Source organism: Nesiotobacter zosterae (assembly GCF_033843645.1).
Lineage (GTDB): Bacteria > Pseudomonadota > Alphaproteobacteria > Rhizobiales > Stappiaceae > Pseudovibrio > Pseudovibrio zosterae.
Genome location: NZ_JAWXVZ010000001.1, coordinates 167,979 through 191,513 on the forward strand (window position 1 = coordinate 167,979; position 23,535 = coordinate 191,513).

The following is a 23,535-nucleotide window of genomic DNA, read 5'->3' on the forward strand; positions in this document are numbered from 1 at the left end:
CTCCACCCACCTAGGAATAGGCAGAGCATATGAATATTCATGAATATCAGGCAAAGGCAGTGCTGAAAGAGTACGGCGCTCCTGTTGCTGAAGGTGTTGCGATCTTTTCTGCTGACGAAGCAGAAGCCGCAGCCAAAAAACTCCCTGGCCCGCTTTGGGTTGTAAAGTCTCAGATCCATGCCGGTGGCCGTGGTAAGGGTAAGTTTAAAGAACTGCCTGCAGATGCCAAAGGTGGTGTTCGTCTGGCGTTCAGCATTGATGAAGTCATCGCGAACGCAAAAGACATGCTCGGCAACACTCTCGTCACCGCTCAGACCGGCGACGCAGGGAAGGTCGTAAACCGTCTCTACATTGAAGACGGTGCCGACATCGAGCGCGAACTGTATCTCTCTCTTCTGGTAGACCGTTCCTCCGGTCAGGTGGCGTTTGTTGCGTCCACTGAAGGCGGCATGGACATTGAAGAAGTGGCCCATTCCACCCCAGAGAAGATCCTCACCCTGCCAATCAACCCGCTCGATGGTGTCACCGGCGAGAAGGCTGGTCAGTTGTGTGATGCGCTGAAGCTGGAAGGCGATGCGCGTGCGGATGGCCTAAAGCTGTTCCCGATCCTCTACAAAGCGTTTGTCGAGAAGGATATGTCTCTTCTCGAAATCAACCCGCTTATCGTCATGAAGGATGGTCACCTGCGCGTTCTGGACGCCAAGGTCTCCTTCGATGGCAATGCGCTCTTCCGCCACGAAGACATTGTCGCCCTTCGCGACAAGACCGAGGAAGACGAGAAGGAAATCGAAGCCTCCAAGCACGATCTGGCTTACGTAGCTCTTGATGGCAACATCGGCTGCATGGTGAACGGCGCTGGTCTGGCCATGGCAACCATGGACATCATCAAGCTGTACGGTGCAGAGCCTGCCAACTTCCTCGATGTGGGCGGTGGCGCTTCTAAAGAAAAAGTGACCGCAGCTTTCAAGATCATCACTTCCGATCCAAATGTTAAGGGTATTCTCGTTAACATTTTCGGCGGCATCATGCGTTGTGACGTGATTGCGGAAGGTGTTCTTGCAGCGGTGAAGGAAGTTGGTCTGCAGGTACCTCTTGTTGTTCGTCTTGAAGGTACCAATGTTGAACTTGGTAAGAAGATCATCAGTGAGAGCGGCTTGAATGTTATTCCGGCTGACGACCTTGACGATGCAGCGCAGAAGATTGTGGCTGCTGTGAAGGAGGCCAACTAATGTCCATCCTCGTCGATAAAGACACAAAAATCATCGTTCAGGGTCTGACCGGTAAAACCGGCACATTCCACACTGAGCAGGCGCTTGAGTATTTTGGAACCAAGATGGTTGCAGGTGTACACCCGAAGAAGGGTGGCGAAACCTGGTCCAGCGGGATCGAAGGCGCAGCTGAGCTGCCAATCTTTGCTTCTGTAAAGGAAGCAAAGGACGCAACAGGGGCAAATGCTTCCGTTGTTTACGTGCCGCCAGCAGGCGCGGCCGCTGCGATCATCGAAGCAATTGATGCGGAAATCCCGTTCATCGTCTGCATCACCGAAGGCATTCCGGTCGCGGACATGGTCAAGGTGAAGGCACGCCTCGACAACTCCAACTCCCGCCTTCTGGGCCCGAACTGCCCAGGCGTTCTGACCCCTGAAGAGTGCAAGATCGGCATCATGCCGGGCTCGATCTTCAAAAAGGGTTCGGTTGGTATCGTTTCCCGTTCCGGCACGCTGACCTATGAAGCTGTATTCCAGACTTCTCAGGAAGGTCTCGGCCAGACAACTGCCGTTGGCATCGGTGGCGACCCTGTAAAGGGCACCGAGTTCATCGACATGCTGGACATGTTCCTGGACGATCCAGAAACGGAATCCATCATCATGATCGGCGAAATCGGTGGTTCCGCCGAAGAAGAAGCTGCCGAATGGCTTCAGGAGCAGGCAAAGAAGGGCCGCAAAAAGCCGATGGTTGGCTTCATTGCGGGCCGTACAGCCCCTCCAGGTCGTACCATGGGTCACGCAGGTGCTGTGATTTCCGGCGGCAAGGGCGGTGCAGAAGACAAGATTGCGGCGATGGAAGCAGCGGGCATCCGCGTTTCTCCGTCTCCGGCAAAGCTCGGCAAGACGCTTGTCGAACTTCTGAAAGAAACCGCATAAGCCCGCCGCGCTGAGCGCAAATGGCTTTCTGAACACGCGGTTGGCGCTCCGCTTGGTGCCAACCGCCGATAATAATGAGAGGTAGCCGAGACCCACTCTGCTGCCAGTCGCGGGTCAGGGCTCGAGTGGTAACACCAGCCCATAGCAAAGAAGGCGGATCAAAAGTCCGCTTGAAAAAACATGGCACGGCAGGACGCGAACAATGTCTTCGCGCTGACGTCGTTCCTATACGGCGCCAACGCTTCCTATATCGAAGAGCTTTACGCTCAGTACCAAGAGAACCCTCGTTCCCTCGAACCAGAGTGGCAGGAATTCTTCTCTACACTGCAGGACAATCCTGACGACGTCATCAAGGAGGCCCGTGGGGCGACTTGGGGACGCAAGGACTGGCCTGTTCAGGCAAACGGAGAACTGATTTCCGCTCTGGATGGCGACTGGCCCTCCGAGAAGGAAGTTGGCGACAAAATCAAGGCCAAGGCGAAAAAGACTGGCGTTGAGATGACTGAGGCCGACGTGCTTCAGGCGACCCGAGACAGTGTGCGTGCGCTCATGATGATCCGCGCTTACCGTATGCGCGGTCACTTGCATGCCGACCTTGATCCGCTCAGCCTGGCTGAGCCGGGCGATCATGAAGAGCTGCACCCTGCCACCTACGGGTTTTCCGAGGACGACTGGGATCGCAAGATCTTCCTGGACAATGTGCTTGGCATGGAGTTCGCCAGCATTCGTCAGATGCTGGACATCCTGAAGCGGACCTATTGCTCTACCCTTGGTGTTGAGTTCATGCACATCTCGGATCCGGCGGCAAAGGCCTGGATTCAGGAACGCATTGAAGGTCCGGACAAGCAGGTTGCCTTTACCCCAGAAGGGAAAAAGGCAATCCTGAACAAGTTGATCGAAGCCGAGGGTTTCGAGAAGTTTCTGGATGTGAAGTACACCGGCACCAAGCGCTTCGGTCTTGACGGTGGTGAAGCACTCATCCCGGCACTTGAGCAGATCATCAAGCGGGGTGGTGCGCTTGGTATTGAAGAAATCGTTCTTGGCATGGCCCACCGCGGCCGGTTGAACGTGCTGTCGCAGGTGATGGGTAAACCGCACCGCGCCATCTTCCATGAGTTCAAGGGCGGCTCTTATGCCCCCGACGATGTGGAAGGCTCCGGCGACGTGAAGTACCACCTTGGAGCATCTTCCGATCGCTCCTTTGATGACAACAACGTTCACCTGTCTTTGACTGCGAACCCGTCTCACCTTGAAATCGTGAACCCGGTCGTCCTGGGTAAGGCTCGCGCCAAGCAGGATCAGCTATCTGATTGGGTTGAAACCACAGAAGTAAACCGCAGCTCCGTGCTACCTTTGCTCATCCATGGTGATGCCGCATTTGCAGGGCAGGGCGTTGTGGCTGAGTGTTTCGGTTTGTCCGCTCTGCGCGGTCACCGCACCGGCGGCTCAATTCACGTGATCATCAACAACCAGATTGGTTTCACCACCAATCCGCGTTTCTCACGCTCGTCTCCATATCCATCCGATGTGGCGAAAGTGATTGAGGCACCGATCTTCCACGTGAACGCAGATGATCCGGAAGCAGTGACTTTTGCGGCCAAGGTCGCGATCGAGTTCCGCCAGCGGTTCCACCGCCCGGTGGTGATCGACATGATCTGTTACCGCCGCTACGGTCACAACGAAGGTGATGAGCCTGCGTTTACCCAGCCGATCATGTATCGCAAGATCCGCAAACACGCGACGACTCTGCAGCTCTACGCAGACAAGCTGGTCAAGGAAGGTCTGGTCACCGCCGAGAGTGTGGATGAGGCGCGCCAGAACTGGCGTTCTCATCTGGACCGCGAGTTTGAATCCGGCATGGCCTACAAGCCGAACAAGGCGGACTGGCTCGACGGTAAGTGGTCTGGCATGAAGGTGGCGAAAGAGGTTGACGAGCCTCGGCGTGGCAGCACCGGCATCGACATGGATGTTCTCAAGGAGCTTGGTCAAAAGCTGACCGAAATCCCGAAAGACTTCAATGCACACCGCACAATCCGCCGGTTTCAGAACAACCGCGCAAAAATGATCGAGACCGGCGAGGGGATCGATTGGGCAACGGGTGAAGCCCTTGCCTTTGCAGGTTTGTTGCGTGAAGGGCATGCGGTGCGTCTGTCCGGTCAGGACTGTGAGCGAGGCACCTTCTCTCAGCGCCATTCCGTTCTTTATGATCAGGACAACGAAGACCGCTTTATTCCGCTGAACAATCTGGCAGAAAAGCAGGCGCGGTACGAAGTCATCAACTCCATGCTTTCCGAGGAAGCGGTTCTTGGCTTTGAATATGGCTACTCGTTGGCAGAGCCAAACGCGTTGACGTTGTGGGAGGCGCAGTTCGGCGACTTCGCCAACGGTGCACAGGTTCTGTTCGACCAGTTCATCTCATCCGGTGAGCGCAAATGGCTGCGTATGTCCGGCCTCGTTTGTCTGCTGCCACACGGCTATGAAGGGCAGGGCCCAGAACACTCTTCAGCACGCCTTGAACGCTTTTTGCAGATGTGTGCAGAAGACAACATGCAGGTGGCAAACTGCTCCACGCCAGCCAACTACTTCCACATTTTGCGCCGTCAGTTGAAGCGTGACATTCGTAAGCCGCTGATCCTGATGACGCCGAAGTCACTGCTGCGCCACAAGCGCGCCGTGTCTAAGCTGGAAGAAATGGCTGCGGACAGCTGCTTCCACCGTCTGCTGCACGATGATGCCGAGACCAATCCGGGCTCAACCATCGCACTGAAGCCAGACGACAAAATCCGCCGTGTGATCCTTTGTACCGGTAAGGTCTACTATGACCTTCTGGAAGATCGCGAGAAGCGCGGTATTGATGATGTCTACATTCTGCGTGTGGAGCAGCTCTATCCGTTCCCAACCAAATCGCTTTGCGTTGAGATGGCTCGCTTCAAGAACGCAGATGTGGTCTGGTGTCAGGAAGAGCCGAAGAACATGGGGTCATGGTTCTTCGTTCAGGAGTACATCGAGTGGGTACTGGAGCATGTGAACGCAAAGGTGAGCCGTCCGCGTTATGTCGGTCGTCCGGCTGCTGCGGCAACAGCAACAGGTCTCATGTCCAAGCACCTTGCGCAGCTTCAGGCTTTCCTCGACGACGCGTTCGCTGAGTAAGATCCTACGCTAACAGATACAGTCCGAGCGGCCCATTGGGCCCTGAATTGAGAAGAGATAAGATTATGGCGACGGAAATTCGTGTGCCCACTCTGGGTGAATCCGTAACCGAAGCGACCATTGCTCAATGGTTCAAGAAACCAGGCGATGCCGTTTCCGCGGATGAGCCACTGGTTGAACTTGAAACCGACAAGGTCACTGTAGAGGTGCCCGCGCCAGCGGCGGGTACTCTCGAAAACATCGTGGTCAAGGAAGGCGATACCGTAGAAGTTGGTGCGCTCCTTGGTGCCATTCTGGAAGGCGCAGCCGCTGCTGCACCTGCTCCGGCGAAAAAAGAAGAAGCAGCTCCAAGCTCTTCTGATGCGCTCAAGTCTGCTGAGCCCGTTAGCGTTGTTGTGCCGTCTGCTGGTGAAAGCGTCACTGAAGCTGAAGTCGGTGAATGGTTCGTGAAGGTAGGAGATGCCGTAAAGGCGGACGATACCCTTGTTGAACTGGAAACTGATAAGGCGGCTCAGGAAGTGCCAAGCCCTGTAGCGGGTACGGTCATCGAGATTGCGCAGGCAACAGGGTCTACCGTTGAGCCGGGTAACCTGCTTTGCAAGATCGCCCCGGGTGAAGGCGCTGCTGTAAGTACACCTGCACCTGCCGCCGCAGCTGCTGCGCCAGCGCAACCTGCTGCTTCCAGCCCTGCACCGTCTACTTCGATGCCTCCGGCACCGTCCGCCTCCAAGATGCTGGCAGAAAAAGGCCTGTCCCCAGATCAGGTCGCAGGTTCCGGCAAGCGTGGTCAGGTTCTCAAGGGAGATGTGATTGCAGCTGTTGCATCAGGTATCTCCGCCGCACCGGCAGCACAGGCCGCACCTGTTGTTGCACGCGCACCATCGTCTCCTGAAGATGAAGTTCGCGAAGAACGTGTCCGCATGACCAAGCTGCGCCAGACCATCGCCCGCCGCTTGAAGGATGCCCAGAACACCGCAGCAATGTTGACCACTTACAACGAAGTGGACATGAAGCCGGTGATGGATCTGCGCAAGCAGTACAAGGACATCTTTGAGAAGAAGCACGGTGTGAAGTTGGGCTTCATGGGCTTCTTCACGAAGGCTGTAACCCATGCGCTCAAGGAAATTCCTGCGGTCAACGCAGAGATCGATGGCACGGACATCATCTACAAGAACTACGCCCACATTGGCGTTGCTGTTGGCACGGACAAGGGCCTGGTTGTACCTATCGTTCGCGATGCCGACCAGATGTCCATTGCAGAGATTGAAAAAGAGATCGGCAACCTGGGCCGCAAGGCGCGTGATGGCAAGCTCGGCATGGCCGACATGCAGGGTGGAACATTCACCATCTCCAACGGCGGTGTCTACGGCTCTCTGATGTCGTCTCCAATTCTGAATGCACCGCAGTCTGGTATTCTGGGCATGCACAAGATTCAGGAGCGTCCTGTAGCCATGAATGGTCAGGTCGTCATTCGTCCGATGATGTACCTTGCGCTCTCTTATGATCACCGCATCGTTGACGGCAAAGAGGCTGTAACCTTCCTCGTTCGCGTCAAGGAAAGCCTCGAAGATCCGCAGCGTCTGGTTCTGGATCTCTAAGAAAATTCAGCGTTGCCCGGCCTTCGCGCCGGGCATCTCGCTTTCCCGTCCTCGGGCTCACGATTTACATAGGGATTAGAATATGTCCTACGATCTCGTCGTTATCGGCACAGGTCCTGGCGGCTACGTGTGCGCCATCAAGGCGGCTCAGCTTGGTATGAAGGTGGCCGTTGTCGAAAAGCGCAAAACCCACGGCGGCACCTGCCTGAACATTGGCTGCATTCCGTCCAAAGCACTGCTGCACTCCTCCGAAGTGTTTGAAGATGCGACGCACAATTTTGAGAAGCTCGGCATCAAGACCTCCAAGCCTAAGGTTGACTGGAAGGCAATGCTTGCCAACAAGGAAAACGTTGTTGAGAGCAACGTGACCGGCATCGACTTCCTGTTCAAGAAAAACAAGGTTGAAGCGCATCACGGCACGGGCCGCATCCTGAGTGCCGGTAAGGTGGAAGTCACCGCTGAAAACGGCTCAACCTCTATTCTTGAGACAAAGAACATTGTCATTGCGACTGGCTCTGACGTGATGTCTCTGCCGGGCATCGAGGTCGATGAAAAGCAGATCGTTTCCTCCACGGGCGCTCTGGAACTGGAGAAGATTCCAGGTAAGCTGGTTGTCGTCGGCGCTGGTGTGATTGGTCTGGAACTGGGCTCTGTTTACGCGCGCCTTGGTTCTCAGGTCACCGTTGTGGAGTTCATGGACAAGATCCTTGGCCCAATGGATGCCGACGTCTCTCGCCAGTTCATGCGCATGCTGAAAAAGCAAGGCATCGAGTTCAAGATGTCTTCCAAGGTAACAGGCGTTACCAAGAAGGGGCGCGGTCTGGAAGTGACAGTAGAACCAGCCGAAGGGGAAGCGCATGCTGAGACCATTGACGCTGATGTGGTTCTGGTTGCAATCGGTCGCCGCCCTTACACGGAAGGCCTCGGCCTTCAGGAAGCCGGCGTTGAGCTGGATGAGCGTGGCCGGGTGAAAACGGATGCGCACTTCAAGACCAACGTGAATGGTATCTACGCCATCGGTGATGTGATCACGGGTCCTATGCTGGCTCACAAAGCTGAAGATGAAGGCGTTGCTGTTGCCGAGATCCTCGCCGGTCAAGCCGGTCACGTGAACTACAATGTGATTCCGAGCGTTGTATACACGGCCCCGGAAGTGGCGTCTGTTGGCAAGACCGAGGACGAGCTTAAAGCTGAAGGCGTCAAGTACAAGGCAGGCAAGTTCCCGTTCACGGCGAACGGCCGCGCAAAGGCGATGCTGTCAACCGATGGCATGGTCAAGGTTCTTTCCGACGCCGAGACCGATCAGGTTCTTGGCGTTCACATCATTGGCCATGGCGCAGGCGACATGATCCATGAAGCCTGCGTCCTGATGGAGTTTGGCGGGTCTTCGGAAGATCTGGCTCGCACCTGTCACGCGCACCCGACCATGTCCGAAGCGGTCAAGGAAGCTGCTATGGCAGTGTTCGCCCAGCCAATTCATATGTAGTTTGCTACCTAAAAGTAAAAGACAGAGAAAAGGCCGATACGTCATGCGTAGCGGCCTTTTCTATGAGGGGGCTGTCTTCATCCCTGTTCACATTTGCACCTTTAGGTTGATGAGCATTCAGCACTGAGATCGGGGGAACGGAAATGTCTGATGGGTATGACAAGTATGTAGATGACCAAATACGAAAAGCGGTCCATTCTGGAACGAACTCACATGCCGACCCGGCCGTTCGCGCCCAAGCGGCGATGAAGGGCATTTACCTTGAAGATACGGCTTCCGGGCAGCGTTCTCCAGTACATCAAACCCCAACGATAATCGGGGGAAATTCCGATGCCATCGACAACATGTGGGACAAGATGCCTTGGTGGGTTTATGCGGTCTTTGCCGCGATCGGAGCAGTAGTCGCGGTAACTGTATTTGCGCCAAACGCACAGCCTGATGGCCAGCTTCTGGTCGCAGCAGCCGGTGCAGGGATCGGCGCTTTCAGTTTGCTGGTCTTACGCGCACTCTCACACATGCTGCTGTGGGCGGCAATCTTGGGCGGTCTGGCCCTTGTGGCATTTGCGGTTCTGGGCGGAGGCTGAAGGGTTTCAGTCTCTCAGCAAGATGAAATTACGTTTTAGGTTCTTGCTCTCGTCGCCATGCACGCTTGTCTTCATGTGCACCTCAAGGCGGTCTTGACCTGGCAAAACATTGAGGTGCTGAGACTTGAAGATGCCGCCGTATTGGAACAGCATGATGCCGGATTGATGGAGCAATCCATCACTCCAGCCCCAAGAACAATCGCGCGGGCGGCAAGAGGTTTGCACCCGTGCACTGATTTCAGGTGCGGACCCAGTGCAGTCGACTTTCAGGTGCATTCGGCTCAGATCGTGAAGTTCCGCCTCTGGATTGTACCACTCGCCGGCAATATGGGTCGGGCATTGGCCGCGCTCCGTTGCATGAACACTATCCGTATCCGCAACTAAAAAGCTCGTTGCCACGAGAATGGTCAAAATAAGCGTAAGGCCAATCATGTCATGCTCCCCTTGCACATCTAGGGTCGTGGGCGGCCCCTATACAGTTGTGCTGATCAAGCGTAACGCTGTTTTGCCTGAAATACCAGTTTTGCCAAGTCAGCGGACGCTTTTCCTGGCATATGATCCCCGCATATCGCCGAAATCACAGCAACTCCTGCCGCGCCATGGGCGATTACTTCCTCGGCATTGCTGTGGTTGATTCCGCCGATTCCCACCACAGGAAGGCTGCTTTGCGCGGTGAGCGCACCGAAAGACTTGATTCCAACATCATCGGCGTCGGCCTTGGAGCCGGTTGGATAGCAAGCGCCGATGCCAAGATACTGCAGAATTGCCGGATCAGCGGCATCAAGATCTGTTTGACTTGAAACGGAAAGGCCCAAGACCTTCTCGGGGCCAATCAGACGGCGCGCATCGGCAGCACTCATGTCACTCTGGCCCACATGAACGCCGGGCGCATCTACCGCCAGAGCAACATCGACCCGATCATTTACAATGAGTGGGATGCCCTTTGGCTCCAGAACAGCCATCATGCGCCGCGCAAGGTCAACTTGCTCACGAGTAGAGCCAGTTTTGTCACGAAGCTGCACCAGCGTCGTTCCATTGTTCACTGCCGCCTCCACCACGGCCACCGGATCTTGTCCGGGGCAGTCCTGAGGGCCAATGATGAGATAGACGGAAAGGTCAATTTGGGGCATCAGAGACTATCCAGTTTGCCGGCTTCCTTCACTTGCTCAGGCGTCAGGTGATAAAGCTGATTGATGATGTCGACCTGGAGGCTGGCAGGCCCTGCCGTGTCTTGAGCGGCAGTTTCGCTAGCTAGACCCAGGAACAGCAGCGCATGCGCCGCGGCCTCCAGCTTGTCTTCTGCCACGGCAACCGCAGCACCGGTCAGGGCGGTTGCAGTACAGCCGAGACCCGTCACGAACGGCATGAGCTCGTGGCCATTTTTCACGGTCAGAGTACGTTCTCCGTCAGTGGTGTAGTCGGTTGGTCCGGAGACCGCGACCACGGCCCCGCTCGTTCTGGCCAGTGTTTTGGCCGCAACCAGCGCCGCCTCGGAGCTGTCGGTGCTGTCAACGCCTTTTCCGCCTGAACCTTCGCCGGCTAATGCCATGATCTCGGAGGCGTTACCCCGAATGACGGTAGGCTTGAAGGCCAGCAGCTCTTTGGCAAGGTTGGTGCGGAACGTCAGTGCGCCAACAGCCACAGGATCCAGCACCCAGGGGCGGCCAGCTTTTTGCGCAGCGGCACAGGCCAGCTTCATGGCTTCTGCCTGCGCGGGGGTCACGGTACCCACATTTACAACCAGCGCGCCTGCTACCGAAGCCAGTTCAGGAGCTTCCTCAGGGCCATCAACCATCGCAGGGGAAGCGCCAATGGCGAGCAAAGCGTTCGCAGTGGTGTTAGCCACCACAATATTGGTCATGTTGTGGACCAGCGGGCTGGTCTGTCGAATTTTGGTGAGGGTCTCACAAGCGCTCTCGATCAGGTTCATCGATACTTCCTTTGTGAGCGAGGAGAGCGAGAAAGAAGAGGGCTCAAGCGTGTTTGCCGCCTAAGTTTGTGATCGCTCCCTTCGCTGGCATTATCCAGATCAGGTCATACGGGTCTAATCTCAGCCCTTTCGGGCACCCCGGTTCACAGGGAATAGACTAGGTGTGAAACCCCGGAAATTCAACGGGCTTCAGCCCGAAAGGTGAGGATTACCGACGTGGATGCGCCTTGTCATATGCATCAAGCAAGCGAGCGCTGTTGACTTCCGTATAAATCTGCGTGGTTGAAAGGCTGGCGTGGCCAAGCAATTCCTGAATGGAGCGCAGGTCGCCGCCGCCAGAAAGCAGATGCGTTGCGAAGGAGTGGCGCAAGGCATGGGGCGTCGCCGTGTCCGGCAGGCCAAGAGCGCCGCGGATTTTCTGCATGGCGAGCTGGATCGCGCGCGGGTTCAGCTTGCCGCCGCGCACGCCAACGAACAACGGTCCCGTTGGCTCCAGAGTGTGCGGGCACTGAGCCTTGTAGTCTTCGATTGCCTCAACAATTACGGGCAGAACAGGAACGAGCCGCTCCTTGCCGCCCTTGCCGCGAATGCGAATGGACTTGTCGCTCGGCTTTGGTGCTGTTGCCGGTGTCAGGGAAAGGGCCTCAGAAATACGAAGCCCGCATCCATAAAGCAGCGTGAAGACGGCGGCATTGCGCGCTTCCACCCAAGGGGTGTCTTCAAAGGCTAAGTCCTTGCTGACAATCGTTTTTGCGTCTTCCACGTTGATGGGTTTCGGCAGGCTGCGGGGCAGACGCGGGGTGCGGACAGCCGCTGCTCCGGCAGCATTGACCTCGCCCCGGCGCTCCAAGAATGAGAGGAATGAGCGTACACCTGCAAGGCCGCGCGCCAGAGTGCGGGTCTGCGCCCCGGTTTGGCGACGGCGGGCCAGAAAGCCACGGAAATCGGCCGGTCTCAAGTCCTTGAGGTCGTTGATGGCAGGCGCGCCGCCCAAATGATCCGTCAAAAACCGCAGGAATTGGCGAACGTCGCGCTCATAGGCTTCCAGTGTGTTCTCTGAAAGCCGCCGTTCTGACCCCAGATGATCAAGCCAATCATCAATCCCGGCGTTCAGGTCCGGTTGCGCGATGATCAGCAGTTGGTCGGTGTTATCTGCAGGATTTGCCATGACACGAGCTAACCCAAAAACACTCTAGGAATGGTTACCGAAGCCTTGCGAAATCAGGAACCCGGCGCGATGAGCGGATTTGCGTTGTTTTGAATAAAAAGGATACGTTGGTTGCGTTCAAGCTCCCAATCGGAGGGCGGATCCATCTCATTCCAGTTCAGGTACATGTCGCGCTCCTCATCGGTCAGCGGCATGTTGTAGGTCGCATTCATATAAAGGTAAGCTCGGGCGATGTCCCCTCTTATCCCCTCTTGGGGCTCCATGACCTTAGCCGTGAAATCTATCTCGAAGTCACAAGCGCCATAAGCGCGTGGCTCGCCTTCCAAAGAAGAGATGCGGAAGTTGGAACGATCTCCGTTCAATTCGCCAACAGCGGGGACAAGATTGTGAAGGTCGGCTTCCATGGCTCGGAACTCAGCATCCACTTTGCCACAGCATCGACGCCCCTTGTAGGTCTTGCCCTTTGAAGTGACGCAGGCCTCATGCCCTTCGCTCCAACAGACCCGGTCCTTGCCAAACCGGGAAGCGGGCACGATGTGCTCCCACTCGATCCGGCTGCCGCGTTTTGCATTCTTGCGAGGCTCATAGCCGCAGGACGCCGCGTCTACTTGTTTCTCGTCGGAGTAGCTGCAGCCACAGTAAAAGCTGGTGCGCTCGGACACTTCTTTATAGATGGAGCGCTCAAGATGCTTTTTTGCGGTGCTGAATGAGAAATCTGGCTGAGCAAGTGAGGGGCCGCTCAGCAGGATGAGAAGAAGCGTGCAGAGCCAAAGGCGGAACGTTGCCATTATCGTTGAAACCTGTCTTGTGCAGTCTTGTTGCTTTCAAGAGAGGTGGACGCAGGGCGCTTAAGAATGTGTTAAGCATGCCGCTGACTTTTGAATGGCCTGCATTCTTCTGTGTAAGAGCGTCGCAAAATGAAAAAGCGCAGGCCCGAAAACCTGCGCTCCAACAAACTCAATTGTGCTCGGCGAGCTGATCAGACGATGCTCTGACCGGTCTTTTCCCAATCCTTCATGAAGGCTTCCAGCCCCTTGTCGGTGAGTGGGTGCTTCACGAGAGACTTCAGTGTTGCAGGTGGAATGGTCGCCACATCGGCACCGATCAAGGCACAATCCTTCACGTGGTTCACGGAGCGGATGGAAGCTGCCAGAATTTCGGTTTCGAACGCGTAGTTGTCATAGATCTGACGGATCTCAGCAATCAGGTCCAGCCCTTCGACGTTGATGTCGTCAAGACGGCCAATGAATGGAGAGATGAAAGTCGCCCCGGCCTTGGCTGCCAGCAGTGCCTGATTTGCCGAGAAGCAAAGGGTCACGTTGGTCTGCACGCCCTTGTCGGAAAGAACGCGGCAAGCCTTCAGGCCATCAAGGGTCAGCGGAAGCTTGATGCAAATGTTGTCGGCGATGGCAGACAACTCTTTCGCTTCGGTCAGCATGGCTTCTTTTTCCATGGCAACCACTTCTGCGGAGACAGGGCCGTCTACGATGTCGCAGATCTCAGCAATGACCTCTTTCATTGGGCGGCCAGCCTTCATGATCAGTGACGGGTTGGTGGTAACACCGTCGAGAAGGCCTGTTTCTGCCAGCTCACGAATTTCTGCAGTGTCAGCAGTGTCGACGAAGAACTTCATGCCAAAATGGCTCCTGTTTTCATTCTTCCAGCCCCAACCTGTTGTTAGATGGGGAGGTTATCCAGAAATGAGTCTATGACGTGCCTTCTTTAGCCTAGACTGCGTTGATCCTACAGTCTTCTATATGCAAACCAACAAAAGGACTTGAGGCTTGGAAGGAACTGCGGAAATTTTTGGCGACCTACCTCTTGGAAATCAAGCGCTAATTGTGCCTGTGCTGGTTCCAGTCGCTGTCGCAGGCCCTTATTCCTATAAAGTCCCACAGGGAATGCAGGTTCGGCCGGGCTCAATCGTGCGAGTACCGCTGGGCACCCGCACGGTTGTCGGTGCGGTCTGGGACGGGGAGCCGGATGGATCGGTTAACCCCAAGAAATTGAAGAGCATCGAACACGTTTACGACGCCGCTCCTCTTGGAGAAGACCTGCGCCGCTTTGTGGACTGGGTGGCAAATTGGACACTTGGTGCGCCGGGCATGGTGCTGCGCATGGTGCTGCGCTCAGAAGAGGCGCTGGAGCCAGAAAAGCAGGTGCTCGGCTTTCGCCGCATCCTTGGCAAGGAGCCGGAACGGCAAACCGCTGCCCGAAAGCGCGTGCTTGAGCTGTTGGACGAGGGCATGGCCTGGACCAAGGCCGGCTTGGCTGGTGCTGCGGGCGTGAGCCCTTCTGTTGTGGATGGTTTGAAAGAGCAGGGCGTCCTTGAGACAACCTTTCTCCCGGCAACGCCGCCCTTGCCGGATCCTGACCCCAACCTGCCCGGACCAACGCTCACCCCGATGCAGTCCGAGGCTGCCGAGCGCCTTGTGGCTGCCGTCGGCCACGGCTTCAAATGCTTCCTGATAGATGGTGTCACGGGCTCCGGTAAAACCGAGGTCTATTTTGAAGCGCTGGCAGAAACCATGCGCAACGGACAGCAGGCTCTCATCTTGCTGCCGGAAATTGCTCTCACCAGTCAGTTTCTTGAGCGTTTTGAACGGCGCTTTGGTGTCCGGCCTGCCGAGTGGCATTCACAAGTGCCCGCCAGGCGGCGCGAACGGACATGGCGTGGTGTCGCCAATGGCGAGGTGAAGGTTGTTGTCGGCGCCCGATCTGCGTTGTTCCTGCCGTTCTGCAATCTTGGTCTTGCCGTGGTCGATGAAGAACATGACGGGGCGTACAAGCAAGATGACCGTGTTCCTTATAATGCACGTGATATGGCCGTCGTTCGCGGACACATTTCTGGGTTTCCCGTAATCTTGGCCAGCGCAACGCCCTCCGTGGAAAGCCGGGTGAACGCGCAGCTTGGCCGCTATGAATTGGTGTCCCTGCCAGAGCGGGCGTCCGGCGCTGAGCTGCCCGAGCTGGTCGGCATCGACATGCGAACGGATGGACCGGAGCGGGGCCGCTGGCTGGCTCCCACCCTCGTGCGTGAGATTCAGGAAACGCTGACAGATGGCAATCAGGTGCTCCTGTTCCTGAACCGGCGCGGTTATGCACCGCTAACGCTATGCCGCTCGTGTGGACACCGGTTCCACTGCGAAAACTGCTCGGCATGGCTGGTGGAGCACCGGTTCAAGGGGCGACTCGTTTGTCACCACTGTGGTTATTCGCAGCCGATTCCAGACAAATGCCCGGAATGCAGCAAGCCTGATACGCTGGTGGCCTGCGGCCCAGGCGTGGAAAGAATAGGTGAAGATGTCGCAGATCTCTTCCCTGAGGCCCGTGTTTTGGTGCTGTCGTCGGACCTGCCGGGCGGAAATGAGCGAATCAAACGAGAAATGGAGCTCATTGAAAAGGGCGAAGTGGACATCGTGATCGGCACTCAGCTTGTGGCAAAGGGTCACAACTTCCCCCTCATGACGCTTGTCGGGGTGATCGATGCCGATCTTGGGCTTGCCAATGGTGACCCTAGGGCCGCTGAAAAAACATTTCAGCTTTTAGCGCAGGTGACAGGGCGTGCAGGACGCATCAGCGGAGGCGGAAAAGGCTTCCTGCAGACCTACAATCCCGACCAGCCCGTCATCAAGGCGCTGCTCTCCGGTAAGCCAGATAACTTTTACGGCGTCGAGATTGAGTCGCGCGAACACGCGGGTTTGCCGCCTTTTGGAAGACTCGCTGCGCTCATCATTTCCGGCCCGGATCGACCGACTGCTGAAAGTTATGCACTACATGTGGTGCGCGCTGCACCTGTTGATAGCCCGGTGTCCATTCTTGGTCCGGCAGAGGCAGCAATGGCTCAGGTGCGCGGCAGATTTCGTTTTCGTGTATTAGTGATTGCCCGTAGAGGGTTTGATTTGCAAGGGTTTCTGCGAGCTTGGCTACAAAGAGTAGATCAGCCTAGAAATGCAGTCCGCCTACAGGTGGACATCGATCCGCAGAGCTTCATGTAGCACTCCAACGCCGATACAATCCATGGGCTGTGCGTTGGAATACTTAGCCCGTATTGCATGGCTGTCATGCCTGTGCTATGCGAAGCGCGGCTTTAAGGATACAGACCACTCAACTCTGTTTCCAAGAAACTGAATTAGAAGCGACTTTTCAAGGTGTTGGAATCTTGGCGAGTCTCGCTACCAACCTTGAATGCGCCGGAGAGCACGGATCCAGTGACTGACAACGTATCTCTCATTTCAGGCGTGGCCTTGCGTTACGCATCCGCGTTGCTAGACCTTGCTGAAGAGCAGAATGCAATTGCGGAGGTTGAGGCTGCACTCGATCGTTTTGAAGCGCTCATCAAAGAGAGCTCTGATCTAGAACGCCTCATCAAGAGCCCCGTTTTTAGTGCAGACGCGCAGCTTAAAGCGCTCACAGATATATTGGAAAAGGCCGGCATTTCTGGCCTGACCGCAAATTTTGTAAAGTTGGTTGCCAAGAATCGGCGCCTCTTTGCGATCCCAGGTATGATTTCAGCCTTCCGTTCGCTGCTTGCTGCCAAGCGCGGCGAAGTCACCGCTGAGGTGACTTCCGCTACCGAACTATCGGCTGATCACACTGCTGCCCTGAAAGAAGCTCTCAACGCTTCCACAGGCAAAGACGTTAACGTGGTAGTGAAAGTGGACCCATCCATCATTGGCGGTCTGATCGTGAAGATCGGCAGCCGGATGATCGACACTTCACTGCGTACCAAGCTCAACTCTCTTAAGTTCGCGATGAAAGAGGTCGGCTGATGGATATTCGGGCCGCGGAAATTTCCGCCATCCTAAAGGACCAGATCAAGAACTTCGGTCAAGAAGCCGAAGTTACTGAAGTAGGTCAGGTTCTTTCCGTAGGTGACGGGATTGCCCGCGTTTACGGTCTGGACCAAGTCCAGGCGGGTGAAATGGTCGAGTTCCCTGGAGGAATCCGGGGCATGGCACTCAACCTAGAATCTGACAACGTCGGTGTCGTTATCTTCGGTAACGACCGTGACATTAAAGAAGGTGACACCGTAAAACGTACCGGTGCCATCGTTGACGTACCAGTAGGTAAAGGCCTGCTGGGTCGCGTCGTGGATCCACTCGGTAACCCGATCGACGGCAAAGGCCCGATCGAGGCGACTGAGCGCCGTCGTGTGGACGTTAAAGCGCCTGGCATTTTGCCACGTAAGTCCGTGCACGAGCCAATGTCTACCGGCCTCAAGGCAATCGATGCCCTGATCCCGATCGGCCGTGGTCAGCGCGAACTGGTTATTGGTGATCGCCAGACCGGTAAAACCGCGATCATTCTCGACACCTTCCTCAACCAGAAGCCTCTGCACGCTGGTGACGATGAAGACGCCAAGCTCTACTGCATCTACGTTGCAGTTGGTCAGAAGCGCTCTACCGTTGCTCAGTTCGTCAAGGCACTGGAAGACGCTGGTGCTCTTGAGTACTCCATCGTTGTCGCTGCGACCGCTTCCGATCCAGCACCTCTCCAGTACCTGGCACCGTTTGCCGGTACAACAATGGGTGAGTTCTTCCGTGACAACAGCATGCATGCTGTGATTGGTTACGACGATCTGTCCAAGCAGGCTGTGGCTTACCGCCAGATGTCTCTGCTTCTCCGTCGTCCACCAGGACGTGAAGCTTTCCCAGGTGACGTTTTCTACCTGCACTCCCGTCTGCTCGAGCGTTCTGCAAAGCTGAACGAAGAGAACGGTAAAGGCTCCCTGACTGCTCTGCCGGTAATTGAAACACAGGGTAACGACGTGTCGGCGTTTATTCCGACCAACGTTATCTCCATTACCGATGGTCAGATCTTCCTGGAAACCGATCTGTTCTTCCAGGGTATCCGCCCTGCTGTGAACGTTGGTCTGTCAGTGTCTCGCGTGGGTTCTTCCGCGCAGATCAAGGCAATGAAGCAGGTTGCTGGTCCAATTAAGGGTGAGCTTGCGCAGTACCGCGAAATGGCGGCATTTGCTCAGTTCGGCTCTGATCTGGATGCGACCACCCAGCGCCTTCTGGCCCGCGGTGCGCGCCTGACTGAACTGCTGAAGCAGCCTCAGTTCTCTCCGCTCAAGACGGAAGAACAGGTCGCTGTGATCTACGCTGGTGTGAACGGCTACCTTGACGGTATCCCTGTTGACCAGGTTCGCGAGTTCGAAGAAGGCCTGCTGCGCTTCCTGCGTGCAGACCATGCAGAACTTCTCTCCGCTATCTGGGAGAAGAAGGCTCTGGATGCAGAACTCACTGAGAAACTGAAGGCTGCTATTGACGCGTTCGTCAAGACCCTCGGTTAATCGAAGCAACGGCATAAGGAACGGGGGCGCCCATGGCGAGCCTTAAGGACCTAAAAAACCGCATCGCTTCGGTCAAAGCGACGCAGAAGATTACCAAGGCCATGCAGATGGTGGCCGCGGCTAAGCTGCGTCGTGCTCAGGAATCCGCAGAAGCATCTCGTCCCTATGCCGAGCGCATGGGGGCGGTGCTGAGCAACTTGGCTTCCGGAGTACAGGGTCGTGACGATGCGCCAAAGCTGATGGCAGGCACGGGCAAGGAACAGGTACACCTGCTTCTCGTCTGCACCGCAGAGCGTGGTTTGTGTGGTGGTTTCAACTCCTCCATCGCCAAGCTGGCGCGTGAACACGCCAAGAAGCTGATTGCTGAAGGTAAGACGGTCAAGATCGTCACCGTTGGCAAGAAGGGCTTCGATGCACTGAAGCGTGATTTGGGTCAGCACATTATTGAGAAGATCGAGCTGACTGATAAGAACGTTGAGTACAGCAGCGTTAAGCAGATCGCCGACAAGATCCTCACCATGTATGATGAGGAAAAGTTCGACGTTTGCACACTGTTCTATTCGAAGTTCCGGTCAGTAATTAGTCAGATTCCAACCGCAACTCAGATCATCCCGGCAACTTTTGATGCTGAAGACGATCAGGCAGCTGCGGGCGAGAATGCGCTCTACGATTATGAGCCGGATGAGCAGGAAATCCTTGAGACCCTGCTTCCTCGGAACATTTCAGTACAGATCTACAGCGCAATTCTTGAAAACGCTGCGTCCGAGCAGGGTGCACGCATGTCCGCAATGGACAACGCGACCCGCAACGCCGGCGAGATGATCAATAAACTGACACTGAGCTACAACCGTCAGCGTCAGGCACAGATCACCAAGGAACTGATTGAAATCATTTCAGGCGCAGAAGCGCTCTGACCGAGTTGAGACGAGGATTTAAGTGATGGCTGACACGAAAGTCGGACGGATCACGCAGGTTATCGGTGCTGTTGTCGACGTACACTTCGACGGCGAGCTTCCTGCGATCCTGAACGCTCTGGAAACTGACAACGGCGGGAACCGTCTGGTACTCGAGGTTGCTCAGCACCTGGGCGAAAACGAAGTACGCACGATCGCTATGGACGGAACCGAAGGTCTCGTTCGCGGTCAGGAAGTTGAAGACACTGGCGAGGCGATTTCCGTGCCAGTGGGTGACGGCACTCTGGGCCGCATCATGAACGTAATCGGTGAGCCAGTTGATGAAGCTGGTCCAATCGTTGCGGACACCAAGCGCGCTATCCACCAGGAAGCTCCAGCATTCGTGGAACAGTCCACCGAAGCTGAAATCCTGGTAACCGGCATCAAGGTCGTTGACCTGATCGCACCTTACGCAAAGGGTGGTAAGATCGGTCTGTTCGGCGGTGCTGGTGTTGGTAAGACCGTTCTGATCATGGAACTCATCAACAACGTTGCTAAGGCACACGGCGGTTACTCCGTATTCGCTGGCGTTGGTGAGCGTACCCGTGAAGGTAACGACCTTTACTGGGAAATGATCGAATCTGGCGTGAACAAGGAAGCTGGCAAGGGCGAAGGCTCCAAGGCTGCTCTGGTTTACGGTCAGATGAACGAACCTCCAGGAGCACGTGCACGTGTTGCTCTGACCGGTCTGACCGTTGCTGAGCACTTCCGTGACAAGGGCCAGGACGTTCTGTTCTTCGTGGACAACATCTTCCGCTTTACTCAGGCTGGTTCTGAGGTGTCCGCGCTGCTTGGCCGTATTCCTTCTGCTGTGGGCTATCAGCCTACTCTGGCAACCGACATGGGCGCCATGCAGGAACGTATTACAACCACAACGAAGGGTTCTATTACCTCCGTTCAGGCTGTGTACGTACCAGCGGATGACTTGACCGACCCTGCACCTGCATCCACCTTCGCTCACTTGGACGCAACCACCGTGTTGAACCGTTCAATCGCGGAAAAGGGCATCTACCCAGCTGTGGACCCGCTCGACTCCAACTCCCGTATGCTTGATCCACGTATCGTTGGTGAAGAGCACTACGAAGTTGCGACCGCGGTTCAGGAAACCCTGCAGCGCTACAAGTCTCTTCAGGACATCATCGCCATCCTTGGCATGGATGAACTTTCTGAAGAAGATAAGCTGGTCGTTGCACGTGCTCGTAAGATCGAGCGCTTCCTGTCCCAGCCGTTCTTCGTGGCTGAGGTGTTCACCGGTTCCCCAGGCAAGCTGGTTGCTCTTGAAGACACCATCAAAGGCTTCAAGGGTCTGGTAAACGGTGACTATGACCATCTGCCAGAAGCTGCATTCTACATGGTTGGTTCCATGGACGAAGCGGTTGAAAAGGCTGCTAAGCTGGCTGCTGAAGCTGCTTAAGCTCGATCTGGCGATCGAAAGTGAAAGGCAGCGGTTTGTAAAAGCCGCTGCTTCTTGAAACGGACAGAGGAAGAGCTAAATGGCTGAGACTTTCCAGTTTGAACTGGTTTCACCAGACCGCCTTCTGCTTTCAGAAGCAGTGACTGCAGCTGTAGTACCTGGCTCTGAAGGTGAATTTGGCGTCGGTGCCGGTCACTCGCCGTTTCTGTCGACCATGCGCCCGGGCGTTGTTCGCGCAACCGGGGCAAATGGTGATCAGCACGCGTACTTCGTACGGGGTGGTTTTGCCGATGTATCTGCATCAGGCATGACTGTTCTGGCGGAGCAAGCGATCCCGATGAGCGAAATTGACGCTGCCTATCTAGACCAGCAGATCCAAAATGCTGAGGAAGATCTGGCGGATGCCAAGGACGACATCGAGCGCCAAAAGGCCGCGCTGGTGTTGTCACAGCTGCAGGAAATCAAAGCCGCGCTGTGAGCAGAAAAGGCTAGTCCAAGAAATTAAAAACCCCGGCCAAAAGCCGGGGTTTTTTGTTGCAGCTTGACGCTGTCTTTTCTTTCTAGGGACATTGGTGCCCTGTGCTGCACCAAGTAGAAAGAGGTCTCTTCTTCTTCGTGTTCTTAAGCAGCCATGCGGCGGCTGAATGGAACAAACTTGGTCTGAGCCGAACGCGACTTGCGCTGTTCTGGGGTCTCATAAACAATCGTGCGGTGATGGGCACAATAAGAGCCGTTTTCCGCTTTGTTGGTGCAAGGGAAGCTGTAATTTCCGCTATCACCTTCGGTCCATTTGCATTGCCCTGGACGCGGCATGGTCATGGCAGTCATGGTTGCGAGCCTTCTTATTTTCTTTCAGCTTATTGAAAAGGCCAGTGGCCACGTCAATGCGCGGCCGGAGCACGATGCCGTCGGTAAGCTGTCTCGATTTTCGGAATTGAATAAACGGCTGAAACGCCCGAAGCGTTCCGCCGTTGCTGGAATGAAACCTAATCAGTTTGCCCACAGATTTCTAGAGGGGTATTGCCAGTATTGAGGCGGCTCTAGGGGAAGATTCCAGATAAGTCACTGAAGAAAGGCTTTTCTTCCGATCTCATATATTTTCAATTAATTCATTTAAGGGATGCGAACTGTCATTTAACTGTCGCGAAAACTCGAATCTCAGCAGAATCACGCGTCGCTTTTGAGAGAAAAACTACCCATCTTGGCACCGAAGTGATCGAGTGCTGTGGGGTCATCCAGATCAAGCCGGGCCGTGCGCCCAAGTTCAATGGTGTAGATCGCTTCTGCGTTCTCTTCCATCACCGGTTTGCCACCAATGTCACCGTGAAGGCGGGTAAGCGGGCTGAAGAAACGGCGATCCCACAGCACCGGGTTGCCGCGTTTGCCTTCGCACGTGGCAACACCAATAAGCTTCCCGGCATTGGGCTCATAGCCTGCCAGCAGTTCGTTCACATGGGTTGCGGCAATCTCAGGCATGTCGCCAAGCAGCATTACGGCAATTTCAATGCTGTCCGGCAGGCTATTGATGCCTGCTGCAACTGAGGTCGAAAGCCCTGCCTCGGCGCGTTCGTTGTGGACCACTTGTACGGGCAGGCCTTGGAGCGCCTTTTGGATCGCGTCGCCTTCTTTTCCGACCACCACATGAACCCTGTCCACCTTGCTTTCAATGGCACTGAGCGCGACTTGCCGGATAATGGGAACCCCATGCACGCGGGCGAGAAGCTTGTTGTGGTCGCCCGTCCGGCGGGATTGACCCGCAGCAAGAATGATCGCCGCGGATTGACGCTTGCGGTGTGCCTCGTCAACTTCTTCCTCTCGTGGCTGGGGCCGGGAGTAGATCTCCTTCAAAAGGCCACCAACGCCCATGGCCTTGATCTGACCGGCGGTGATTGGAAAATCCGCCAGCAGGCGGTTTAGCACCCAGTCAAAGCCATTTTCTTGAGGGCTGCGCGCGCACCCCGGTGCGCCAATGGCGGGCTTTCCGGCGAATGAACCCAATACCAAAAGGTTGCCCGGATCAACGGGCATACCGAAATGCTCGATGTTGCCGCCTGCACTGCGAAGCGCGCTGGGAATGATGTCGTTGACATCAACGACGGCTGAAGCACCAAAGATAATGAGCAGATCAAAGCCAGCGGGATCGAGGGTGCCAAGGGCCTCTTTCAGGTCAGGGTAGGTGTGCGGCACCTCAAGATGGGCTGAGATTACAGATTCAGAGGGTCTGAGGCGGTCCTGCAGTGCGGCAAGTGTCTTGCCAATCACCTGGTCCTTTAAATGGGGCAGGGTGGTGGAGACCACGGCAACGCGTTTTGCCGTGTACGGTGCAACGCGAATGGCGCCCTGAATGGCTGCCGCTGCCGCGCCCAGATGACGTTCTTCGGCTGCAAGCGGAATGATCTTGGCTGTAGCGAGCATCCGCCCTTTTTCGACGGGAGCGAACGGTTCCAACGTCGCCATGGTGATCGCAGGGTCGATCATATTGGCGCTCAAGATGGCATCTTCGTCCAGCTGGATAATCCCTGCGTGCTCCGCGTAGAGATTGACGCGGCCGGTAAAAGGCGGCGCTACAATGGTTCCGGCCCCGGCCGCGCTTGCTGCAAAGCGCTGTGCCGCTTCATCCTCATGAATGTCACCAGCATCAAGCCGAGCGACAGTAAGACTGGCAACACCGGCTGCTTCAAGGGTGGCAACCTCCCCTTCGGAAAGCCGGTGCCCCTTTTTCAGATGCAGGCCAGCTGCTTTCAAGGAGTGGGCGAGATAGCACCCGGTTGCCTGAGAAGTGGGAAGCTCTCCGAAATACATGCACTG

The 23,535-nt window shown here is 55.9% G+C and carries 20 protein-coding genes and 1 riboswitch; of the genes, 13 read left to right on the top strand and 7 right to left on the bottom strand.

Going from position 1 to position 23,535, the window contains the following annotated elements; all coding sequences use genetic code 11:
• Positions 1 to 29: 29 nt before the first annotated feature.
• From sucC to Q3Y58_RS00825, 6 genes are all read left to right on the top strand, one after another.
• On the top strand, positions 30 to 1,229 hold the full coding sequence (gene sucC, locus Q3Y58_RS00800; RefSeq protein WP_319620608.1) for an ADP-forming succinate--CoA ligase subunit beta: 1,200 nt from the start codon (positions 30 to 32) through the stop codon (positions 1,227 to 1,229).
• Positions 1,229 to 2,143, top strand: coding sequence for a succinate--CoA ligase subunit alpha (sucD, locus tag Q3Y58_RS00805; protein ID WP_274217885.1), 915 nt, complete (start codon positions 1,229 to 1,231; stop codon positions 2,141 to 2,143). The genes sucC and sucD overlap by 1 nt, the downstream gene beginning before the upstream one ends.
• A 180-nt stretch (positions 2,144 to 2,323) precedes the next feature.
• Positions 2,324 to 5,293 (top strand): 2-oxoglutarate dehydrogenase E1 component, encoded by a 2,970-nt coding sequence (locus tag Q3Y58_RS00810; protein WP_274217886.1) that lies wholly within the window; start codon positions 2,324 to 2,326, stop codon positions 5,291 to 5,293.
• A 65-nt stretch (positions 5,294 to 5,358) separates the two neighbouring features.
• On the top strand, positions 5,359 to 6,891 hold the full coding sequence (gene odhB, locus Q3Y58_RS00815) for a 2-oxoglutarate dehydrogenase complex dihydrolipoyllysine-residue succinyltransferase (protein ID WP_319620609.1): 1,533 nt from the start codon (positions 5,359 to 5,361) through the stop codon (positions 6,889 to 6,891).
• Positions 6,892 to 6,973: 82 nt separating this feature from the next.
• Positions 6,974 to 8,377: a dihydrolipoyl dehydrogenase gene (gene lpdA / locus Q3Y58_RS00820; protein ID WP_319620610.1), complete on the top strand. Its 1,404-nt coding sequence runs from the start codon at positions 6,974 to 6,976 to the stop codon at positions 8,375 to 8,377.
• A gap of 143 nt (positions 8,378 to 8,520) precedes the next feature.
• Positions 8,521 to 8,961: a hypothetical protein gene (locus Q3Y58_RS00825; protein ID WP_319620611.1), complete on the top strand. Its 441-nt coding sequence runs from the start codon at positions 8,521 to 8,523 to the stop codon at positions 8,959 to 8,961.
• Positions 8,962 to 8,967: 6 nt separating this feature from the next.
• Here Q3Y58_RS00825 and Q3Y58_RS00830 read toward each other — a convergent pair whose 3' ends face one another.
• The 6 genes from Q3Y58_RS00830 to fsa all read right to left on the bottom strand — a co-directional run bounded on the left by Q3Y58_RS00830 (position 8,968) and on the right by fsa (position 13,692).
• Positions 8,968 to 9,393: a hypothetical protein gene (locus tag Q3Y58_RS00830; protein WP_274217890.1), complete on the bottom strand. Its 426-nt coding sequence runs from the start codon at positions 9,391 to 9,393 to the stop codon at positions 8,968 to 8,970.
• A gap of 56 nt (positions 9,394 to 9,449) precedes the next feature.
• Positions 9,450 to 10,091 (bottom strand): thiamine phosphate synthase, encoded by a 642-nt coding sequence (thiE, locus tag Q3Y58_RS00835; protein ID WP_319620612.1) that lies wholly within the window; start codon positions 10,089 to 10,091, stop codon positions 9,450 to 9,452.
• The gene (gene thiM, locus Q3Y58_RS00840) at positions 10,091 to 10,891 is read right to left on the bottom strand and encodes a hydroxyethylthiazole kinase (RefSeq protein ID WP_319620613.1); all 801 of its coding nucleotides are present in this window, start codon (positions 10,889 to 10,891) and stop codon (positions 10,091 to 10,093) included. Before thiM ends, thiE begins: the two co-directional genes overlap by 1 nt.
• Positions 10,892 to 10,952: 61 nt before the next feature.
• Positions 10,953 to 11,042, bottom strand: a riboswitch (TPP riboswitch).
• A 57-nt stretch (positions 11,043 to 11,099) separates the two neighbouring features.
• On the bottom strand, positions 11,100 to 12,059 hold the full coding sequence (locus Q3Y58_RS00845) for a tyrosine recombinase XerC (protein WP_319620615.1): 960 nt from the start codon (positions 12,057 to 12,059) through the stop codon (positions 11,100 to 11,102).
• A gap of 53 nt (positions 12,060 to 12,112) precedes the next feature.
• On the bottom strand, positions 12,113 to 12,847 hold the full coding sequence (locus Q3Y58_RS00850; RefSeq protein ID WP_319620616.1) for an endonuclease: 735 nt from the start codon (positions 12,845 to 12,847) through the stop codon (positions 12,113 to 12,115).
• Between the two features lie 191 nt (positions 12,848 to 13,038).
• On the bottom strand, positions 13,039 to 13,692 hold the full coding sequence (gene fsa, locus Q3Y58_RS00855) for a fructose-6-phosphate aldolase (RefSeq protein WP_274217895.1): 654 nt from the start codon (positions 13,690 to 13,692) through the stop codon (positions 13,039 to 13,041).
• A 151-nt stretch (positions 13,693 to 13,843) separates the two neighbouring features.
• Here fsa and Q3Y58_RS00860 point away from each other — a divergent pair, with 151 nt between their 5' ends.
• The 7 genes from Q3Y58_RS00860 to Q3Y58_RS00890 all read left to right on the top strand — a co-directional run bounded on the left by Q3Y58_RS00860 (position 13,844) and on the right by Q3Y58_RS00890 (position 21,760).
• Positions 13,844 to 16,057: a primosomal protein N' gene (locus Q3Y58_RS00860; RefSeq protein ID WP_413697768.1), complete on the top strand. Its 2,214-nt coding sequence runs from the start codon at positions 13,844 to 13,846 to the stop codon at positions 16,055 to 16,057.
• Between the two features lie 213 nt (positions 16,058 to 16,270).
• Entirely contained in the window at positions 16,271 to 16,831 is a 561-nt protein-coding gene (locus Q3Y58_RS00865) for a F0F1 ATP synthase subunit delta (protein WP_274217896.1), read from the top strand.
• Positions 16,831 to 18,360, top strand: coding sequence for a F0F1 ATP synthase subunit alpha (gene atpA / locus Q3Y58_RS00870; protein WP_274217897.1), 1,530 nt, complete (start codon positions 16,831 to 16,833; stop codon positions 18,358 to 18,360). The genes Q3Y58_RS00865 and atpA overlap by 1 nt, the downstream gene beginning before the upstream one ends.
• Before the next feature lie 32 nt (positions 18,361 to 18,392).
• Positions 18,393 to 19,274 carry a F0F1 ATP synthase subunit gamma gene (locus Q3Y58_RS00875; protein WP_274217898.1) on the top strand — a complete coding sequence of 294 codons (882 nt, stop codon included), beginning with the start codon at positions 18,393 to 18,395 and terminating at the stop codon, positions 19,272 to 19,274.
• 25 nt (positions 19,275 to 19,299) lie between these two features.
• Positions 19,300 to 20,727: a F0F1 ATP synthase subunit beta gene (atpD, locus tag Q3Y58_RS00880; RefSeq protein ID WP_319620617.1), complete on the top strand. Its 1,428-nt coding sequence runs from the start codon at positions 19,300 to 19,302 to the stop codon at positions 20,725 to 20,727.
• 79 nt (positions 20,728 to 20,806) lie between these two features.
• Positions 20,807 to 21,205: a F0F1 ATP synthase subunit epsilon gene (locus Q3Y58_RS00885; RefSeq protein ID WP_274217900.1), complete on the top strand. Its 399-nt coding sequence runs from the start codon at positions 20,807 to 20,809 to the stop codon at positions 21,203 to 21,205.
• A 333-nt stretch (positions 21,206 to 21,538) separates the two neighbouring features.
• Positions 21,539 to 21,760 (top strand): hypothetical protein, encoded by a 222-nt coding sequence (locus Q3Y58_RS00890; RefSeq protein WP_319620618.1) that lies wholly within the window; start codon positions 21,539 to 21,541, stop codon positions 21,758 to 21,760.
• A 134-nt stretch (positions 21,761 to 21,894) separates the two neighbouring features.
• Here Q3Y58_RS00890 and Q3Y58_RS00895 read toward each other — a convergent pair whose 3' ends face one another.
• The gene (locus tag Q3Y58_RS00895) at positions 21,895 to 23,529 is read right to left on the bottom strand and encodes a molybdopterin-binding/glycosyltransferase family 2 protein (protein WP_319620619.1); all 1,635 of its coding nucleotides are present in this window, start codon (positions 23,527 to 23,529) and stop codon (positions 21,895 to 21,897) included.
• Positions 23,530 to 23,535 lie beyond the last annotated feature (6 nt).

Bases quoted from the DNA above. Each gene is read 5' to 3' on its own strand.
- Q3Y58_RS00810 (WP_274217886.1), top strand. From the start codon at position 2,324: ATGGCACGGCAGGACGCGAACAATGTCTTCGCGCTGACGTCGTTCCTA.
- sucC (WP_319620608.1), top strand. From the start codon at position 30: ATGAATATTCATGAATATCAGGCAAAGGCAGTGCTGAAAGAGTACGGC.
- lpdA (WP_319620610.1), top strand. From the start codon at position 6,974: ATGTCCTACGATCTCGTCGTTATCGGCACAGGTCCTGGCGGCTACGTG.
- sucD (WP_274217885.1), top strand. From the start codon at position 1,229: ATGTCCATCCTCGTCGATAAAGACACAAAAATCATCGTTCAGGGTCTG.
- fsa (WP_274217895.1), bottom strand. From the start codon at position 13,692: ATGAAGTTCTTCGTCGACACTGCTGACACTGCAGAAATTCGTGAGCTG.
- Q3Y58_RS00830 (WP_274217890.1), bottom strand. From the start codon at position 9,393: ATGATTGGCCTTACGCTTATTTTGACCATTCTCGTGGCAACGAGCTTT.
- Q3Y58_RS00890 (WP_319620618.1), top strand. From the start codon at position 21,539: ATGGTCATGGCAGTCATGGTTGCGAGCCTTCTTATTTTCTTTCAGCTT.
- odhB (WP_319620609.1), top strand. From the start codon at position 5,359: ATGGCGACGGAAATTCGTGTGCCCACTCTGGGTGAATCCGTAACCGAA.
- Q3Y58_RS00895 (WP_319620619.1), bottom strand. From the start codon at position 23,529: ATGTATTTCGGAGAGCTTCCCACTTCTCAGGCAACCGGGTGCTATCTC.
- Q3Y58_RS00875 (WP_274217898.1), top strand. From the start codon at position 18,393: ATGGCGAGCCTTAAGGACCTAAAAAACCGCATCGCTTCGGTCAAAGCG.
- atpD (WP_319620617.1), top strand. From the start codon at position 19,300: ATGGCTGACACGAAAGTCGGACGGATCACGCAGGTTATCGGTGCTGTT.
- Q3Y58_RS00885 (WP_274217900.1), top strand. From the start codon at position 20,807: ATGGCTGAGACTTTCCAGTTTGAACTGGTTTCACCAGACCGCCTTCTG.
- thiM (WP_319620613.1), bottom strand. From the start codon at position 10,891: ATGAACCTGATCGAGAGCGCTTGTGAGACCCTCACCAAAATTCGACAG.
- thiE (WP_319620612.1), bottom strand. From the start codon at position 10,091: ATGCCCCAAATTGACCTTTCCGTCTATCTCATCATTGGCCCTCAGGAC.
- Q3Y58_RS00850 (WP_319620616.1), bottom strand. From the start codon at position 12,847: ATGGCAACGTTCCGCCTTTGGCTCTGCACGCTTCTTCTCATCCTGCTG.
- Q3Y58_RS00845 (WP_319620615.1), bottom strand. From the start codon at position 12,059: ATGGCAAATCCTGCAGATAACACCGACCAACTGCTGATCATCGCGCAA.
- Q3Y58_RS00825 (WP_319620611.1), top strand. From the start codon at position 8,521: ATGTCTGATGGGTATGACAAGTATGTAGATGACCAAATACGAAAAGCG.
- atpA (WP_274217897.1), top strand. From the start codon at position 16,831: ATGGATATTCGGGCCGCGGAAATTTCCGCCATCCTAAAGGACCAGATC.